The sequence below is a fragment of the Achromobacter sp. MYb9 genome, from assembly GCF_002975275.1.
Classification (GTDB): domain Bacteria; phylum Pseudomonadota; class Gammaproteobacteria; order Burkholderiales; family Burkholderiaceae_B; genus Achromobacter.
In genome coordinates, this window is the sequence record NZ_PCOQ01000001.1 from 279,057 (window position 1) to 294,690 (window position 15,634).

The following is a 15,634-nucleotide window of genomic DNA, read 5'->3' on the forward strand; positions in this document are numbered from 1 at the left end:
TACCTGTATTCACTCCATGAAGAGGTACCGCTATGTCTGCCCCAATCTCCAACGTACGTCCCGAGCCCGACCAGGTGTTGGTCGATATCGCGGACTACGTTCTGAACTACGACATCAAGAGCAGCCTGGCGTATGAAACCGCCCGCAACTGCCTGATCGACACGCTGGGCTGCGGCCTGGAAGCGCTGGAGTACCCGGCGTGCAAGAAATTGCTGGGTCCGGTCGTGCCGGGCACGGTGGTGCCCCACGGCGCCAAGGTGCCCGGCACGTCGTTCCAGCTGGACCCGGTGCAGGCCGCGTTCAACATCGGTACCCTCATCCGCTGGCTGGATTTCAACGACACGTGGCTGGCCGCCGAATGGGGCCACCCGTCGGATAATCTGGGCGGCATCCTGGCTACCGCCGACTGGCTGTCCCGCACCGCGGTCGCCGCCGGCAAACCGCCCCTGACCATGCGCGACGTCCTGACGGGCATGATCAAGGCGCACGAGATCCAGGGCTGCATCGCGCTGGAAAACTCCTTCAACCGGGTCGGACTGGACCACGTCGTGCTGGTCAAGGTGGCGTCCACCGCCGTCGTGGCGCAGATGCTGGGACTGGACCGCGATGAAGTGATCAACGCCGTGTCACTGGCCTGGGTCGACGGCCAAAGCCTGCGCACCTACCGCCACGCGCCCAATACCGGCAGCCGCAAAAGCTGGGCCGCCGGCGACGCCACCAGCCGCGCCGTGCGCCTGGCGCTGATCGCCAAAACCGGCGAAATGGGCTATCCGTCGGTGCTGACCGCCAAGACCTGGGGCTTTTACGATGTGCTCTTCAAGGGGCAGCCGTTCAGGTTCCAACGGCCCTATGGCAGCTACGTGATAGAGAACGTGCTGTTCAAGATCTCGTTTCCTGCCGAATTCCATTCGCAGACCGCCGTGGAATGCGCCATGCAGATCCACGACCGCCTGCGCGCCGAAGGCAAGCGCGCGGAAGACATCAAGGCCATCACGATCCGCACGCACGAGGCCTGCATCCGCATCATCGACAAGAAAGGCCCGCTGAACAATCCCGCCGACCGCGACCACTGCATCCAGTACATGGTGGCGGTGCCCGTGCTGTTCGGCCGCCTGACGGCCGCCGACTACGAAGACGAGGTCGCCCGCGATCCGCGCATCGACGCGTTGCGCGACAAGATCGTCTGCGTGGAGGACCCGGCCTATACCCGCGACTACCACGATCCCGACAAGCGCTCGATCGCCAACGCGCTGACGGTCGAGTTCACCGACGGCTCGCGGTTTGAAGAGATCGTCTGCGAATACCCCATCGGCCACAAGCGCCGCCGGCAAGACGGCATTCCGCTCCTGGAAGCCAAGTTCCGGACCAACCTGGCGCGCATGTTCCCGGCCCGGCAGCAGCGCCGCATCCTGGATGTATCGCTGGACCAGCAGGCGCTGGAGGCCATGCCGGTACACGAATACGTGGACCTGTACGTCATCTGAGTTCACGCGCCGGCCAACCGGAAGCTCGCTGCGGCGCCGGCCTTACAATGCGGCTTTCCTCGATCGGATCGCGCCATGGCCATGCTCTGGGTCAAGACCTTCCATATTGTCTTTATCGCTTCCTGGTTTGCCGGATTGTTCTACCTGCCGCGCATTTTCGTGAATCTGGCGCAGCAGACGGACGCCTCCGTACAGGCCACGCTGCTGGGCATGGCGCGCCGGCTGTACCGCTTCACCACCATCCTTGCCGTGGTCGCCATCGTGTTCGGCATGTGGCTGTACCTGGGCTATCGCATCGGCGTGGGCCCCGGCAATGGCTGGATGCACGCCAAACTCTTTTTCGTCCTGCTCGTCATCGGCTACCATCACGCCTGTGGCTTGATGCTGCGTAAATTCGAACTGGGCAAAAATACCCGTTCGCACAAGTTCTATCGCTGGTTCAACGAAGTTCCCGTCTTGCTGCTCTTGGTGGTGGTGGCGCTGGTCGTCGTCAAACCCTTCTGATTCCCCCTACCTTTGCACATTCGCCAGGATTCGTATGTCCTCTGATGAACACGACCGTCCGCGCAAGACGCTGACGATCAAGAAAACGGCGCGCGACGCCCACGCCGAAGAAGCGCCCAAGCGCACCCGCACGGGCGCCCGCGCCCGGCTGGTTGCCCAGATTGAGCGCACCCGCGAAAACGTCGAGCGCCAGAAAGACCCTGAAGGCTACCAGCGCCGCCAGGAAGAAGAGGCCCGCTACGCCCGCAAACCGGCCGCGGGCGGCCGCGGCGCCGCTCCCCGCGGGCAGGCGCCGCGCGGTGGCCAATCCGATCGCGGTCAATATGATCGCGGCGCGCCTGGCCGTTCGTCGGAACGCAGCGCGCCCAGCCGGAGTTCGTCTGAGCGCGGTGCATCCAGCCGCGGCTCGTCTGATCGCGCACCGTCCGATCGCGCGTCGTCTGGCCGCGTCCCCGCAGCCCGCAGCCGTTCCGACGACACGCGCCGCGACGCGGGCGCAAGCGCCAGTTCGCGCCCGCCGCGTCCGCAGCAGCGCGCGCCGCGCCTGCGCGACGACCAATACATCGCCCCCGCCACGCCGGCGGGACGCTTCTACGATCCGTTTGAAGACGACGGTCCCGCGCCGGAGTACGCCGCCGAGACCGACCACGGACACGTGCCGGATCAAGGCCAGGACGCGCAGCCGGACTTCGCCGAAGCGCGCGACGATTCCCGCGACCGCGCCCCGACGGTCGAGACCCGCAGCCGCCGCCCGCGCGAACCTCGCCAGGCGGAAGTGTTCACGATATTCGCCCCCTGCCCGCAAGGCCTGGAAGAGGCCCTGACGGCGGAAATGCAGGCGCTGGGCTACGAAGACGCCAAGGCGGGCCGCGCCGGCTGCTCGTTCACGGCCGATTGGGCCGGCGTGCAGCGCGCCAACCTGTATTCGCGCCTGGCCACCCGCATCCTGGTGCAGGTCGCGCACGCCGAGATCTCGCACGAAGACGACATCCTGGACCTGGCCCGCGACACCCCCTGGGAACGCTGGTTCGGCGCCGAGCAAACGCTGCGCGTGGACACCTCGGCCATCAAGAGCCCGGTGCAAAGCCTGCAGTACTGCAATCTGCGCGCCAAGGACGGCATTTGCGACCGCCTGCGCGAACTGGAAGGCGAACGCCCCAGCATCGACACGGTGCGGCCGGATGCGCGCGTCCACCTGTTCCTGACGGGCCACACCGCCACCCTGTATCTGGACACTTCGGGCGAATCACTGTTCAAGCGCGGTTGGCGCCTGGACAAGGGCGAAGCCCCGTTGCGCGAAAACCTGGCGGCCGGCATGCTGGCCCTGGCGGGTTGGGACCCGGCGGCGCCGCTGCTGGACCCGTTCTGCGGGTCGGGCACCATCCTGATCGAAGCCGCCTGGATCGCGTTGGGCGTGCCCCCGGGCATTTCGCGCCCGTTCGGCTTCGAGCGCCTGCGCGACCATGACGCCTATCGCTGGCGCGACCTGAAGGACGATGCCCGCTCACGCATCCTGCCGCAGCTGGAGGCGCCCCTGGTTGGTTACGACCTGGACCCGCAAGCCATTGAATTCGCCCAGAACAACGCCGAACGCGCCTGGCTGACGGCCGATTCCATCCGCTTTGAAATCGGCGATGCCCGCGAGATCGCGGCGCCCGCCGACCACGGCTGGATCGTCACCAACCCGCCTTATGGCGAGCGCATGCTGACCGAACCGGACGCGGACCTGTGGCGCGATTGGGCCAGTTGCCTGAAGCGCAATTTCGCCGGCTGGCAATTGCATGTCATCACCAGCGACCTGACGCTGCCCAACCAGATGCGCTTGAAGCCCAAGCGCCGCGTGCCGCTGCATAACGGCGCGCTGGACTGCCGCCTGTTCGGCTTCGAACTGGTCGCTGCGGGCTACCGCGACGCTTGATCGCGCGACGCCCAGGGCGGCTGTCCTGCCCTGGGCGTCAACCCCATTTTCCGCACGAAAGCGCGTTGTAAAAGCGCCGCAATATGGTGCGCGTATCTTTGCTTATGGTGCCCCGCCGCGCGGTTTTGGGGCATTATCAGCACCAGGGTGTTGCCAAGTTGCACCTGCTTGCACCTTCCCCTTGCACAGTTTCAGGGTAAACCCTATAATTCGGGTTATCCCTAGTAGCAAACAACTGTGCAAGCCCGTGGAGGCTATTGTGATCAACCCGAACAACACCATCCGCCTGACCGACGAACTCGAGCGCCAACTGATGCTCCAGGCTATTGAAGAACAATTCCGTCCGCATCCGATGCGGGCGTTGGCCGCCGGCCTGCGTAAGCTGGCCCACGGCGTGAAGGCCCTGGCTGGCAAGACGAGCGCCAAGAACGCGCACTCAGCAGCCTAAAGACAGGCCTGGGCCTTAAGCGCTAAGGCCCGAAAGATTTTCCCCTTGGGGGCTGCATAGCCCCTTTTATAGACCCGCCCTTACCGGCGGGTTTTTTTTCGTCGGGCCTTTCCTCCCTGGGAGGCAGAGAACACACGTAGTGCGTGAAGCGTGGGGGCACCCTCCCCCCGCCGGGCCGCCCCAAGGGGGGAGAGCCCCCTCGGGGGGCAGAGAACACACGTAGTGTGTGAAGCGTGGGGGCACCTTCCCCCGCCGGGCCGCCCCAAGGGGGAAGAGCCCCCTCGGGGGGCAGGAAGCCCGTAGGGCGCACCGTGGGGGCAATCTTTATCGGATAATGCCCACCCATGACGACAGACGCCCTTGACCAGACCCCCAACCGGCTGCGCCGGTTTGCCTGCATGATGTACGAAGCCGTGCTGCTGTTCGGCGTGGTGTTCCTGGCGGGCTACCTGCTGGACACGCTGACCCAGAGCAAGAACGCGCTGGAACTGCGGGCGGCCCGGCAGGCCTGGCTGTTCGTCGCGATAGGCGCCTACTTCGTGTTGTGCTGGCGCCGGCGGGGCCAGACCTTGCCCATGAAGACCTGGAACATCCGGCTGGTCGACCGCGACGGCAACACGCCGCCGACGTTCCGGCTGATCCTGCGCTACGTGCTGGTCTGGCCGTTGGTACTGGCCGGGGCTGCCGTGGTGTGGGGCGCCGCCAGCTTGACGGGCTGGGCCTCGATGGACATGTTCATCGTCGCCGCGCCCTTCACCATTTTCATCTGGTCCTGGTTCGACCCCGACGGGCAGTTCCTGCATGACCGCATCCTGGGCACGCGCCTGCGCAACGCGCCGCAGCGTCAGAAATCGCGCTGACGGTCCTTCGGCACACACAAACTATTACAAACAGCAAAAGCATGCGGCGAATTCATCGCGTGCTTTCAGAAAATTGAAAGTCGCTCGCAAAGACAATGAGGCCCCCTTAAACAGACGCCTTCCGGACCTTTCATGCGCGCTTTCCTTTCCCTTTTGTCGCTGGCCGCCGCCAGCGCGCTTTGCTTTCTGCCTGCCGGCGCCCTGGCCCAGAACGCGTCCGCCCAGCAAGAGATCGAATCGGCGACGAAAGCCGCCTTCGCCGCCGCCCAGCAAGGGCCGGCCGATGTGAAGCTGGGCGAGCAGGCGGTCGTGCGCCTGCCACAGAACATGTTCTTCGTTCCCCGCCTGCAGGCCGAGCGCCTGATGCAGGCCTACGGCAACGGCAAGGACCCCTCGCTGCTGGGCGTCGTGATGCCCAAGAGCGATGACGACGACTGGGTGGTCACCGTCAATTTCGACAAGGCGGGCTACATCAAGGACGACGACGCGCGGAACTGGGACGTCAGCGAATTGCTGGATAGCCTGCGCGAAGGCACCGAACAGTCCAACGAAGAACGCAAGAAACGCGGCTTCCCCGAACTGACCGTGGACGGCTGGGTCGAGGCCCCCAAGTACGACAGCAACACGCAACGGCTGGTCTGGTCGGTGGCCGCCAAGCACAAGGGCGCCGACGCTGGCGAAGACCCAACGGTGAACTACAACACCTATGCGCTGGGCCGCGACGGCTACATCACGCTGGACCTGATCACCCAGCAAAGCCTGGTGCCCAAGGACAAGAACGCCGTGCTGGCGTTGCTGGACAATCTGAACTACGTGGACGGCAAGCGCTACGCCGATTTCGATTCCTCGACCGACAAGGTCGCCGAATACGGGCTGGCCGCGCTGGTGGCCGGCGTGGCCGCGAAGAAGCTGGGGCTTTTCGCCGTCATCGCCGCGTTCCTGGCCAAGTTCGCCAAGGTCGGCATCCTGGCGGCCGCCGCGCTGGGCGGTGGGTTGTGGAAGCGCCTGCGAGGCAAAAAGGCCGACGCCCAGCAGCCTTGAGCATTCTCCCGTGACGGCGGCGCCACGCAAGACCGCCCCGCCGTCACAACAGCGTCACGGATTCTTCACACGCCCGTCATCGCCGGATGATCTGATCCTGAGGCATGACGACAGCCCACATGGAAGCGACCGTGAACGAAATCCGACCCGCGCACTGGCGTGCTCTCTGGATTTCCGATATTCACCTGGGCACTGCCGGGTGCAAGGCGGAATTCCTGCTCGATTTCCTGGACCACAACGATTCGGACACGCTGTATCTGGTGGGCGATATCGTGGACGGCTGGCAACTGCGCAAGCATTGGCATTGGCCGCGGGCGCACAACGACGTTATCCAGCGCATCCTGCGCAAAGCGCGCAACGGCACACGGGTGGTCTTCATCCCCGGCAACCATGACGAATTCGCGCGCGAGTTCGCCGGCTATGCGTTCGGCGACATCGAAATCCTGGACGAAGACGTGCACGTCACGGCCAAGGGCCTGCGCCTGCTGGTGCTGCACGGCGACCAGTTCGACGGCGTGATCCAGCACAGCCGCTGGCTGGCCCATCTTGGCGACGGCCTCTACCAGCTGGCGCTCTGGATCAACCACCATTTCAACCGGCTGCGGCACCGCCTGGGCCTGCATTACTGGTCCCTGTCGCAGTACTTGAAGCACAAGGTCAAGAACGCCGTCTCTTTCATTACGGATTTCGAGGAAGCGCTCGCAGGCGAAGCGCGCCGGCGCGGCCTGGACGGTGTCGTCTGCGGCCACATCCACAAGGCCGAGCTGCGCGACGTGGGCGGCATCCTGTACTGCAACGACGGCGATTGGGTCGAAAGCCTGTCTGCCCTGGCGGAAACGCACGACGGCCAACTCCAACTGCTGGACTGGGCCGCCATCCAGGCGGAAAGACAGGCGGAACCGGCCGTGCGCCCCCCGCGTTCGCTATCCCTGCCCGCTTTGCCCTCCGCACTGCGCCGCCAAAGCAAACACCCGTGATAACCCGTATGCGTCCCCATTACGCAACGGGGATATTGCAGTTCACGGCCCTCTAGGTCATGCTTGCATCTGAGGCAACGGGCGAGTTGGCCCGTTCACGCAGCTGCAACATGCTTACAACATAGGGCCATGAACGACCAATATCAGGCGCTCTACCAATCATTCCGCTGGCTGGTACCGACCCAGTTCAACATTGCGGATGCGTGCTGCCACCGCTGGGCATCCAGTAGTCCGGATGCGCGGCGCATTGCCATCTACTACGAAGATGAGTCCGGCAACCGCGAGGTCTGGACCTATGCCCGACTGGCCGAGGCCGTCAATCAACTGGCCAATGGCCTGGTGAAAATGGGCGTGGGCCGCGGTGATCGGGTCGGTGTCGTTTTGGGGCAACGCCCCGAAACCGTCGTCGCCCACATGGCCATCTACACGGTTGGCGGCGTCGTGCTGCCCCTGTCGGCCTTGTTCGGCCCCGAAGCCCTGGAAAGCCGCCTGCGCGACTCGGAAACCCGGGTCGCCATCGTGGACCACGCTTCCAGCGCCAATCTGCTTGCCGTCAGCGACAACTGCCCCAACCTGCAGCAAATCATCGGCATCGGCTTCGCCGACGAGCGTGTGCTGCCTTGGCGCAGCCTGCTGGCCCGCCAGCCCAGCGAATTCAAGGCCATCCCGACGCGGTCGTCCGACCCTGCCATCCTGCTCTACACGTCAGGCACCACCGGCGCGCCGAAGGGCGCTCTGCTGCCGCACAGCGTGCTGATCGGCAACCTGCCGGGCTTCGTGGCCTCGCAGGACTGGTTCCCGAAGCCTGCCGACGTGTTCTGGTCGCCGGCCGACTGGGCCTGGACGGGCGGCATGATGGATGCGCTGCTGCCCACGCTGTACTTCGGACACCCCATCGTGGGCACGCGTGGCCGCTTTTCCGCTGAACGCGCGTTCGAGCTCATGGAGCGCTATCAGGTCACCAACACCTTCCTCTTCCCCACGGCCCTGAAGATGATGATGAAGGCGGTGCCGGACCCCCGCAATCACTACCAGCTGGCCTTGCGCTCCATCATGAGCGCCGGCGAAAGCGTGGGCGAGACCGTCTTTGAATGGTGCCAGTCGGCGCTGGGCGTGACGCCCAACGAGATGTTCGGCCAGACCGAAATGAACTATGTGGTGGGCAACAGCCAGAAACGCTGGCCCGCCCGGCCGGGCAGCATGGGTCGCCCCTACCCCGGCCACCAGGTCGCGGTGCTGGACGATGACGGCAAGCCCGTCGCCGCTGGCGGAACCGGCGAAATCGCGGTCAACCGCCTGGACATCCACGGTTATCCCGACCCCGTGATGTTCCTGGGCTATTGGCGCAACGAAGCCGCCACCCAGGCCAAATACAAAGGCGACTGGTGCCTGACCGGCGATCTCGCCACCGTCGATGCCGACGGCTACCTCTGGTACGCCGGCCGCGCCGACGACGTGTTCAAGTCGTCGGGTTACCGGATCGGCCCGGGCGAAATCGAAAGCTGCCTGATCGGGCATCCCGCGGTGGCCAACGCCGCCGTGGTGCCCAAGCCGGACGCCGAGCGCGGCGCCCTGGTCAAGGCATATGTGGTGTTGACGCCCGAATTCGCCCACCGCGAGCGTGCCGACGTTATCGAGAACCTTCAGGAACACGTGCGCGAGCGCCTGGCGCCCTACGAGTACCCGAAAGAGATCGAATTCGTCGATGAACTGCCCATGACGACGACGGGCAAAATCCAGCGCCGCATCCTGCGCTTGCGCGAAGAAGAGCGCGCCCGGGCCGCCGCCCCGGTCCCCGCCGCCACGCCCCCAGCGGCAACCGCCGTTGACGCCGACGCGGCCCATGGCGCCCCCGAGAAGCAACCCGAGACCTGAAGCCATGCCGATTTACCAGCTTGACGATCTGATCCCCCGCATCGACCCCGCCGCTTACGTGGCCGACAGTGCCGACATCATCGGCAATGTCACCCTGGAGGCGGGCGTCAGCATCTGGTCGAACGTATCGATCCGCGGCGACAACGACGCCATCCTGATCCGCCACGGCACCAATATCCAGGAATCCAGCGTCCTGCACGTGGACAGCGGCTGTCCCATGACGATCGGTCCCAATGTGACGGTGGGCCACCAGGCCATGCTGCACGGATGCACCATCCACGAAGGCGCCCTGGTAGGCATGCAGGCGATCGTCCTGAACAATGCGGTCATCGGGCGCAATTGCCTGATCGGCGCGGGCGCGATCATCCCCGAAGATCGGGTCATTCCCGACAATTCCCTGGTGATCGGCATTGGCAAGATCGTGCGTGAACTCTCGGAAGACGAAATCGCCAATCTGCACAAAAACACCGCCCATTACGTGGCGCGGGGCCAACACTACAAGACCGCGCTGAAACGGCTTGCCTGACCCCCGTGGGGAACCGCCCAACCCCCTGCTGCCAGCAGGGGGAATCGGGCGCCTGATCGGCTAACATTCCGCTATGACCGATCAGCTTAAAAAATACCTTACCGAAGACCGCAGCGTCCGTATCCAGGCCGTGCGCCTGGACACGACCTGGAAGGCCGTTCAAGCCAACCACGATTACCCGCCCGCCATCACCCATCTGCTGGGCGAACTGGTGGCCGCGTCCACCCTGCTTGCCGCCAACATCAAGTTCGAAGGCTCGCTGGTGCTCCAGATCCAGGGCGATGGCCCCATCGCGCTGCTGGTGGTGGAATGCCGTTCCGACCTGAGCCTGCGCGCCACCGTCAAAGTGCGCGAAGGCCACGAGGTTCCCGCCGACGGCACGATGCAAAGCCTGCTGAACCCGGGCGGCAACGGCCGCTTCATCGTGGTGCTGGACCCGCAGCGCAAGCTGCCGGGCCAACAGGCCTACCAGGGCATCGTGCCGCTGGAAGGCGAAACCGTGGCCGAAGCCCTGCAACACTACATGAAGGCTTCCGAGCAACTGGACACCCGCCTGTGGCTGGCGGCCGACGCCGACCATGCCGCCGGCATGCTGATCCAGCGCCTGCCCTATCACGGCGGCTCGGATGCGCCGCTGCTGACCGAACAGGCCGCGGCGGAAACCTGGGACCGCACTAACGCGCTGGCCAGTACCCTCAAGCGCGATGAAGTGCTGGAAGCCGAGATCGACACGCTGATCCATCGCCTGTTCTGGGAAGACACCCTGCTGGCGTTCGATCCCGTGACGGTGCGCTGGCACTGCCCATGCACCCGCGAACGCGTGGCAAGCATGCTGCGTTCGCTGGGCGAAGAGGAAGTCAACAGCGTGCTGGCCGAGCGGGGCCAGGTGGACGTGTCCTGCGACTTCTGCGGCAAGCCCTACAAGTTCGACGCCGTTGACTGCGCCACCTTGTTCGCGCCCCACCAACCGCCGGCCGACGACGCCCCGCCGACCGTGCATTGATTCCCCGCCGGCCCGCGACAAGGGTCGGTTTCGTCCCTTCGGATAGTCCGTATCGACAGGCGGTCATGCCCGCGCCACACTGCGCAGCCATGACCGCCTTTTTCTTTGCCTGCCCTCGTCAACGGGGCGCCGCCGCCATCGAATTCGCCGTGGCCGGCGCGGTCGTGCTGATGCTGGGTCTGCTGGCGATCGACGCCGCCCGTTGGCAGGCGGTGCGGCAGATGGCGCACCTGGCGCTGATTGAAGCGGCCCGTGCCGGCGCGACCGCCCACGGCGACCCCGCCCGCATGCGGCAAGCCTTTCAACACGCGTTGCTGCCGTTGCACGCCGGCGCGGACGACGACGCCCGCAAGACCGGCGCGCGGCGCCGGCAGCAGCGTGCCCAGGGCGGGATCACGGCGCTTGCCGGACTGACGCCCTGGCGCATCGAAATCCTGCAGCCCGGCGCCCGCGCGTTCCGCGAACACGGCCGCGCCGGCCTGGCGGTCGCTGCGGCGCCAGGCATGCGCGCGATCGACAACGACTACCAAGACCTTCAACATGCGCGCAGGCCTCCGCGGCCGGGGGGCATGAGCATCTTCGAGGCCAACACACTGAAGCTGCGCTTGACCTACCTGCATCGCCCCTGGCTGCCGCCCTTGCGCGCGCTGCTCGCCGTCATGGGGCGCGACGACGCCAGCTACGCGGGCGTGGCCCGCGCAAACGGTTTGCTGCCGATCCAGGTAGAACTGGAAATGGAAATGCACTCGCACCCGGTCGATTGGGCGAACAAGACGCCCTGGCCGGTGGGAATGGTGGTGGGTGCGTGCCGCGACACTCGCTGCCGCTGAGGAATGCCTCAGTGCCGGGTCGTGGCGTTATTGGCGGAATTGGCGGGTTTGGGTGCGGCAGGAGCCGCCGCGCGGTTGGCGGGCGGTTTGGCGGCTGCCGGTGCGTTGGCGCGCGTGGCAGCGGCCGGCCGGGCTGCGGGGTCGGCCGTCAACGCGGCGCCGGCAGCGGGAGGTTGCGTGTTTTGCGGCAGGATGTGCACGAAGACCTCGCCCTCGCGCATCATGCCGAGTTCGCCGCGGGCGCGCTCTTCGACGGCGCCGGAGCCGCCTTCAAGATCCCGCACTTCGGCTTCCAGCGCGGCATTGCGCGCGCGCAGGCCTTCATTGGTCTCGCGCTGCTCCGCCACTTGGCGTTGCAGATCCCAGACCTTGAACCAGCCGCCCTTACCCAGCCACAGCGGGTATTGGATCAAGCCTACCAGCACGAACAGCACCAGGAACAACAGGCGCATACGCGAGAACCCTCAGAGCAGTCGTGGCGCGGATGCGGAAGCGGCGCCAGGCGCCGCCACCGCGCTTCCCATCAACGCAGGTTGTAGAAAGCTTCCAGGCCAGGATACGACGCCACTTCGGCCAGCTCTTCCTCAATGCGCAGGAGCTGGTTGTACTTGGCCATGCGATCCGAACGGGACAGCGAACCCGTCTTGATCTGCATCGCGTTGGTCGCCACGGCGATGTCGGCGATGGTGGAATCTTCGGTTTCACCCGAACGATGCGACACGACGGCGGTGTAGCCGGCGCGCTTGGCCATTTCGATGGCGGCGAAGGTCTCGGTCAGCGTGCCGATCTGGTTGATCTTGATCAGGATCGAGTTGGCGACGCCCTTCTGGATGCCTTCGCGCAGGATCTTGGTGTTGGTGACGAACAGGTCGTCGCCCACCAATTGCACCTTCTTGCCCAACTGGTCGGTCAACAGCTTCCAGCCGTCCCAATCGTTTTCGGCCATGCCGTCTTCGATGGAGATGATCGGGTACTTGTCGCACCACGTGGCCAGCAGGTTGGTGAATTCCTGCGAGGACAGCGAAATACCGCCTTCGCCGGCCAGCGTGTACTTGCCGTCGCGGTAGAACTCCGAACTGGCGCAATCCAGGCCCAGGGCGATCTGCGTGCCCGGCTCGTAGCCGGCTTCGGTGATGGCTTTCAGGATGAGCTGGATGGCGGCTTCATGGCTGGGCACGTTGGGGGCAAAACCGCCCTCGTCGCCGACGGCCGTGGACATGCCCTGGCCGTGGATCAGCTTCTTCAGCATGTGGAAGACTTCAGCGCCCCAACGCAGGGCTTCGCGGAAGCTGCCTGCGCCGACCGGCAGAATCATCAGTTCTTGCAGGTCGAGCGTGTTGTTGGCGTGCGCGCCGCCGTTGATGACGTTCATCATCGGCACGGGCATGCTCATGGGGCCGCTGCCGCCGAAATAGCGGTACAGCGACAGGCCGGACTCGTCGGCGGCGGCGCGGGCCACGGCCATGCTGGCGGCCAGGATCGCGTTGGCGCCCAGGCGTTCCTTGGACTCGGTGCCATCCAGCTCGATCAGCGTGCGATCGACGAAGGTCTGTTCCTGGGCGTCCAGGCCCATCAGGGCTTCGGAGATTTCCGTGTTCAGGTTTTCAACGGCGCGCAGCACGCCCTTGCCCAGATAACGGCTTTTGTCGCCGTCGCGCAGCTCGATGGCTTCGCGGGCGCCCGTGGAGGCGCCGGACGGCACGGCCGCGCGGCCCATGGCGCCGGACTCCAGCAGCACATCACATTCCACGGTGGGGTTGCCGCGCGAATCCAGAATTTCGCGGCCGATGATATCGACGATTGCACTCATGACTTTACATTCCCTGAACGATAAACATATTCATGACAGCCGCGCCCTCGCGGGCGTTGCGGGCACGGCGGTACTGCCAGGAGTCGTAGAAGGCCTGGGCGGCCGCCATGGAGGGAAACTCCATGACGACGGTGCGGCCCGGCTCACGGCCCTCAAGGTGCTTGGACTCTCCGCCTCGCACCAGGATCTTGGCATCGTACGCGCGCATGGCGAGCGTGGACAGACGCTTGTAGTCCTCGTATTGCGCGGGCTTGGTCACCGTGACGTCGGCGATGAGGTAAGCACTCATGGGGTTCCTTCAGGGCAGTTGCGTGGGTTGGTATCTGATTTCGGATACGACAACGCCGCCAGTGTGGCCCAAGCCGTCTGGCGACGCATATCCGATGCTAATTGGTTGTATCCGAAAGCAGCGCCGCCGTATAGCGCGGCACTGGGGGACGGGCCCGCGGCCCCGAGGATCCGCTTACGGAACTCGAGACCGCAGGCGCGCATTACGCCCCCTGGCCGCGGCGAGCCTTTTGCTCGATGGCGGCGCGGATATAGCTGGAGAACAACGGGTGGCCGTCGCGCGGCGTCGACGTGAACTCCGGGTGGAACTGGACGCCCACGAACCAGGGGTGGTCGGGCAATTCCATCATTTCCGGCAGGTTCTCGGTCGGCGTGCGGGCGCTGATCACCATGCCGGCCTCTTCCAGGCGCGGCACGTAGACGTTGTTGACCTCGTAGCGGTGACGGTGACGCTCGTTCACTTCGTCGCCGTAGATGGTCTGCGCGCGGGTGCCGGCCTTGATCGGCACGCGTTGCGCGCCCTTGCGCATGGTGCCGCCCAGGTCGGACGAGTTGTCGCGCTTTTCGACCTTGCCTTCGCGGTCCATCCATTCGGTGATCAGGGCCACCACGGGGTGCGGCGCCGACGGATCGAATTCCGTGCTGTTGGCGCCACCCAGACCGGCGACGTGGCGTGCGAACTCGATGACGGCCAGCTGCATGCCCAGGCAGATGCCCAGGTACGGCACGCCGTTTTCACGGGCGTAGCGGATGGCGGCGATCTTGCCCTCGGTGCCGCGCTTGCCGAAGCCGCCCGGAACCAGGATGGCGTCCAGGTGCTTCAGTTGGTCGGTGCCGCGGGTTTCGATGTCTTCCGAGTCGATGTACTCGATGTTGATCTTCGAGCGCGTGTGGATGCCGGCGTGGACCAGGGCTTCCGTCAGCGACTTGTACGATTCGGTCAGGTCGACGTACTTGCCGACCATGCCGATCGTCAGCTGGTGCTGCGGGTGCTCCAGGGCTTCGACCAGGTTGTCCCACATGGACAGATCAGCCGGCGGCGGGGTCAGGCCCAGCGCTTCGCAGACGATGTTGTCCACGCCCTGCTTGTGCAGCATGGCCGGAATCTTGTAGATGGAATCGGCATCCCAGACGGAAATGACGGCGTCCAGCGGCACGTTCGAGAACATCGAGATCTTGGCGCGCTCGTCGTCCGGGATGGGACGGTCGGCACGGCACAAGAGCGCGTTCGGATAGATGCCGATTTCGCGCAGCTTCTGCACCGAGTGCTGGGTGGGCTTGGTCTTCAGTTCGCCGGCGGAGGCGATGAAGGGCACCAGGGTCAGATGCACGAAGGCCGCGTTGTTGCGGCCCATGCGCAGGCTCATCTGGCGCGCGGCTTCCAGGAAAGGCAGGGACTCGATGTCGCCCACGGTGCCGCCGATTTCGACGATGGCGACGTCCGTGTTGCCGTTCCAGCCGGCTTCGGCGCCACGGGCGATGAAGTCCTGGATTTCGTTGGTGATGTGCGGAATCACCTGGACAGTCTTGCCCAGGTAGTCGCCACGACGCTCTTTGCGCAGCACCGATTCGTAGATCTGGCCCGTGGTGAAGTTATTCACCTTGTGCATGCGGGCGGAGATGAAGCGCTCGTAGTGGCCCAGGTCCAGATCGGTTTCGGCGCCGTCTTCCGTGACGAACACTTCACCGTGCTGGAAGGGGCTCATCGTGCCCGGATCGACGTTGATGTACGGGTCGAGCTTCAGCATGGTGACCTGCAAACCACGCGACTCGAGAATGGCGGCAAGCGACGCAGCGGCGATGCCCTTGCCCAGGGAAGACACCACTCCGCCGGTGACAAATACGTATTTGGTCATCGTAATGAGCACCCGGGACGAGCGGGCGCGTGCGGGAAATTTGGATTATAGCCGGGAGGCGGCGGTTATTTGGGTTTTCCCCTAGCGATGACGCGTAACATTTGGCAGCACTCGAAACGCGTTGACGGCAAGCGCGTTGCATGGCGCGGCGCAGCGTCATGCTATGTTCGATCCCTAATTTTTTGACTGCTGTTTTTTCTCAACACTTGCCGCC

Annotated in this window: 15 protein-coding genes; 11 read left to right on the forward strand and 4 right to left on the reverse strand. The window is 65.1% G+C overall.

The features are described 5' to 3' along the window. Nucleotides 1-32 precede the first annotated feature (32 nt). The 11 genes from CQ050_RS01280 to CQ050_RS01330 all read left to right on the forward strand — a co-directional run bounded on the left by CQ050_RS01280 (nt 33) and on the right by CQ050_RS01330 (nt 11,466). Nucleotides 33-1,484 (forward strand): bifunctional 2-methylcitrate dehydratase/aconitate hydratase, encoded by a 1,452-nt coding sequence (locus CQ050_RS01280; RefSeq protein ID WP_105555045.1) that lies wholly within the window; start codon nt 33-35, stop codon nt 1,482-1,484. A 75-nt stretch (nt 1,485-1,559) separates the two neighbouring features. Then, nucleotides 1,560-1,988 carry a CopD family protein gene (locus CQ050_RS01285; RefSeq protein WP_199196706.1) on the forward strand — a complete coding sequence of 143 codons (429 nt, stop codon included), beginning with the start codon at nt 1,560-1,562 and terminating at the stop codon, nt 1,986-1,988. Between the two features lie 34 nt (nt 1,989-2,022). Further along, nucleotides 2,023-3,906 (forward strand): THUMP domain-containing protein, encoded by a 1,884-nt coding sequence (locus CQ050_RS01290; protein WP_105555046.1) that lies wholly within the window; start codon nt 2,023-2,025, stop codon nt 3,904-3,906. A gap of 259 nt (nt 3,907-4,165) precedes the next feature. Beyond that, entirely contained in the window at nt 4,166-4,354 is a 189-nt protein-coding gene (locus CQ050_RS01295; protein WP_035212795.1) for a hypothetical protein, read from the forward strand. A 344-nt stretch (nt 4,355-4,698) separates the two neighbouring features. Further along, a complete protein-coding gene (locus tag CQ050_RS01300) occupies nt 4,699-5,214 on the forward strand; it encodes an RDD family protein (RefSeq protein ID WP_105555047.1) in 516 nt (171 codons plus the stop codon). A 132-nt stretch (nt 5,215-5,346) separates the two neighbouring features. Further along, nucleotides 5,347-6,255 carry a DUF2167 domain-containing protein gene (locus tag CQ050_RS01305; RefSeq protein WP_105555048.1) on the forward strand — a complete coding sequence of 303 codons (909 nt, stop codon included), beginning with the start codon at nt 5,347-5,349 and terminating at the stop codon, nt 6,253-6,255. A 104-nt stretch (nt 6,256-6,359) separates the two neighbouring features. Continuing rightward, entirely contained in the window at nt 6,360-7,232 is an 873-nt protein-coding gene (locus CQ050_RS01310) for a UDP-2,3-diacylglucosamine diphosphatase (RefSeq protein ID WP_105555049.1), read from the forward strand. Nucleotides 7,233-7,361: 129 nt separating this feature from the next. Next, entirely contained in the window at nt 7,362-9,107 is a 1,746-nt protein-coding gene (locus CQ050_RS01315) for an acyl-CoA synthetase (protein ID WP_105555050.1), read from the forward strand. A gap of 4 nt (nt 9,108-9,111) precedes the next feature. Continuing rightward, on the forward strand, nt 9,112-9,633 hold the full coding sequence (locus CQ050_RS01320; RefSeq protein ID WP_105555051.1) for a gamma carbonic anhydrase family protein: 522 nt from the start codon (nt 9,112-9,114) through the stop codon (nt 9,631-9,633). Between the two features lie 73 nt (nt 9,634-9,706). After that, a complete protein-coding gene (hslO, locus tag CQ050_RS01325; protein WP_105555052.1) occupies nt 9,707-10,636 on the forward strand; it encodes an Hsp33 family molecular chaperone HslO in 930 nt (309 codons plus the stop codon). Between the two features lie 89 nt (nt 10,637-10,725). Further along, the gene (locus tag CQ050_RS01330) at nt 10,726-11,466 is read left to right on the forward strand and encodes a TadE/TadG family type IV pilus assembly protein (protein WP_105555053.1); all 741 of its coding nucleotides are present in this window, start codon (nt 10,726-10,728) and stop codon (nt 11,464-11,466) included. An 8-nt stretch (nt 11,467-11,474) separates the two neighbouring features. Here the strand turns inward: CQ050_RS01330 and ftsB are convergent, their stop codons facing one another. From ftsB to CQ050_RS01355, 4 genes are all read right to left on the reverse strand, one after another. Further along, nucleotides 11,475-11,918, reverse strand: a complete 444-nt coding sequence (gene ftsB / locus CQ050_RS01335; RefSeq protein ID WP_105555054.1) for a cell division protein FtsB — start codon at nt 11,916-11,918, stop codon at nt 11,475-11,477. Nucleotides 11,919-11,989: 71 nt separating this feature from the next. Further along, nucleotides 11,990-13,276 carry a phosphopyruvate hydratase gene (eno, locus tag CQ050_RS01340; protein ID WP_006218107.1) on the reverse strand — a complete coding sequence of 429 codons (1,287 nt, stop codon included), beginning with the start codon at nt 13,274-13,276 and terminating at the stop codon, nt 11,990-11,992. A gap of 4 nt (nt 13,277-13,280) precedes the next feature. Beyond that, a complete protein-coding gene (locus CQ050_RS01345) occupies nt 13,281-13,565 on the reverse strand; it encodes a DUF1330 domain-containing protein (protein ID WP_006223888.1) in 285 nt (94 codons plus the stop codon). A gap of 202 nt (nt 13,566-13,767) precedes the next feature. Beyond that, nucleotides 13,768-15,420 (reverse strand): CTP synthase, encoded by a 1,653-nt coding sequence (locus tag CQ050_RS01355; RefSeq protein WP_105555055.1) that lies wholly within the window; start codon nt 15,418-15,420, stop codon nt 13,768-13,770. Between the last annotated feature and the right edge of the window lie 214 nt (nt 15,421-15,634).

Bases quoted from the DNA above. Each gene is read 5' to 3' on its own strand.
- CQ050_RS01280 (WP_105555045.1), top strand. From the start codon at position 33: ATGTCTGCCCCAATCTCCAACGTACGTCCCGAGCCCGACCAGGTGTTG.
- CQ050_RS01285 (WP_199196706.1), top strand. From the start codon at position 1,560: ATGGCCATGCTCTGGGTCAAGACCTTCCATATTGTCTTTATCGCTTCC.
- CQ050_RS01290 (WP_105555046.1), top strand. From the start codon at position 2,023: ATGTCCTCTGATGAACACGACCGTCCGCGCAAGACGCTGACGATCAAG.
- CQ050_RS01300 (WP_105555047.1), top strand. From the start codon at position 4,699: ATGACGACAGACGCCCTTGACCAGACCCCCAACCGGCTGCGCCGGTTT.
- CQ050_RS01305 (WP_105555048.1), top strand. From the start codon at position 5,347: ATGCGCGCTTTCCTTTCCCTTTTGTCGCTGGCCGCCGCCAGCGCGCTT.
- CQ050_RS01310 (WP_105555049.1), top strand. From the start codon at position 6,360: ATGACGACAGCCCACATGGAAGCGACCGTGAACGAAATCCGACCCGCG.
- CQ050_RS01315 (WP_105555050.1), top strand. From the start codon at position 7,362: ATGAACGACCAATATCAGGCGCTCTACCAATCATTCCGCTGGCTGGTA.
- CQ050_RS01320 (WP_105555051.1), top strand. From the start codon at position 9,112: ATGCCGATTTACCAGCTTGACGATCTGATCCCCCGCATCGACCCCGCC.
- hslO (WP_105555052.1), top strand. From the start codon at position 9,707: ATGACCGATCAGCTTAAAAAATACCTTACCGAAGACCGCAGCGTCCGT.
- CQ050_RS01330 (WP_105555053.1), top strand. From the start codon at position 10,726: ATGACCGCCTTTTTCTTTGCCTGCCCTCGTCAACGGGGCGCCGCCGCC.
- ftsB (WP_105555054.1), bottom strand. From the start codon at position 11,918: ATGCGCCTGTTGTTCCTGGTGCTGTTCGTGCTGGTAGGCTTGATCCAA.
- eno (WP_006218107.1), bottom strand. From the start codon at position 13,276: ATGAGTGCAATCGTCGATATCATCGGCCGCGAAATTCTGGATTCGCGC.
- CQ050_RS01345 (WP_006223888.1), bottom strand. From the start codon at position 13,565: ATGAGTGCTTACCTCATCGCCGACGTCACGGTGACCAAGCCCGCGCAA.
- CQ050_RS01355 (WP_105555055.1), bottom strand. From the start codon at position 15,420: ATGACCAAATACGTATTTGTCACCGGCGGAGTGGTGTCTTCCCTGGGC.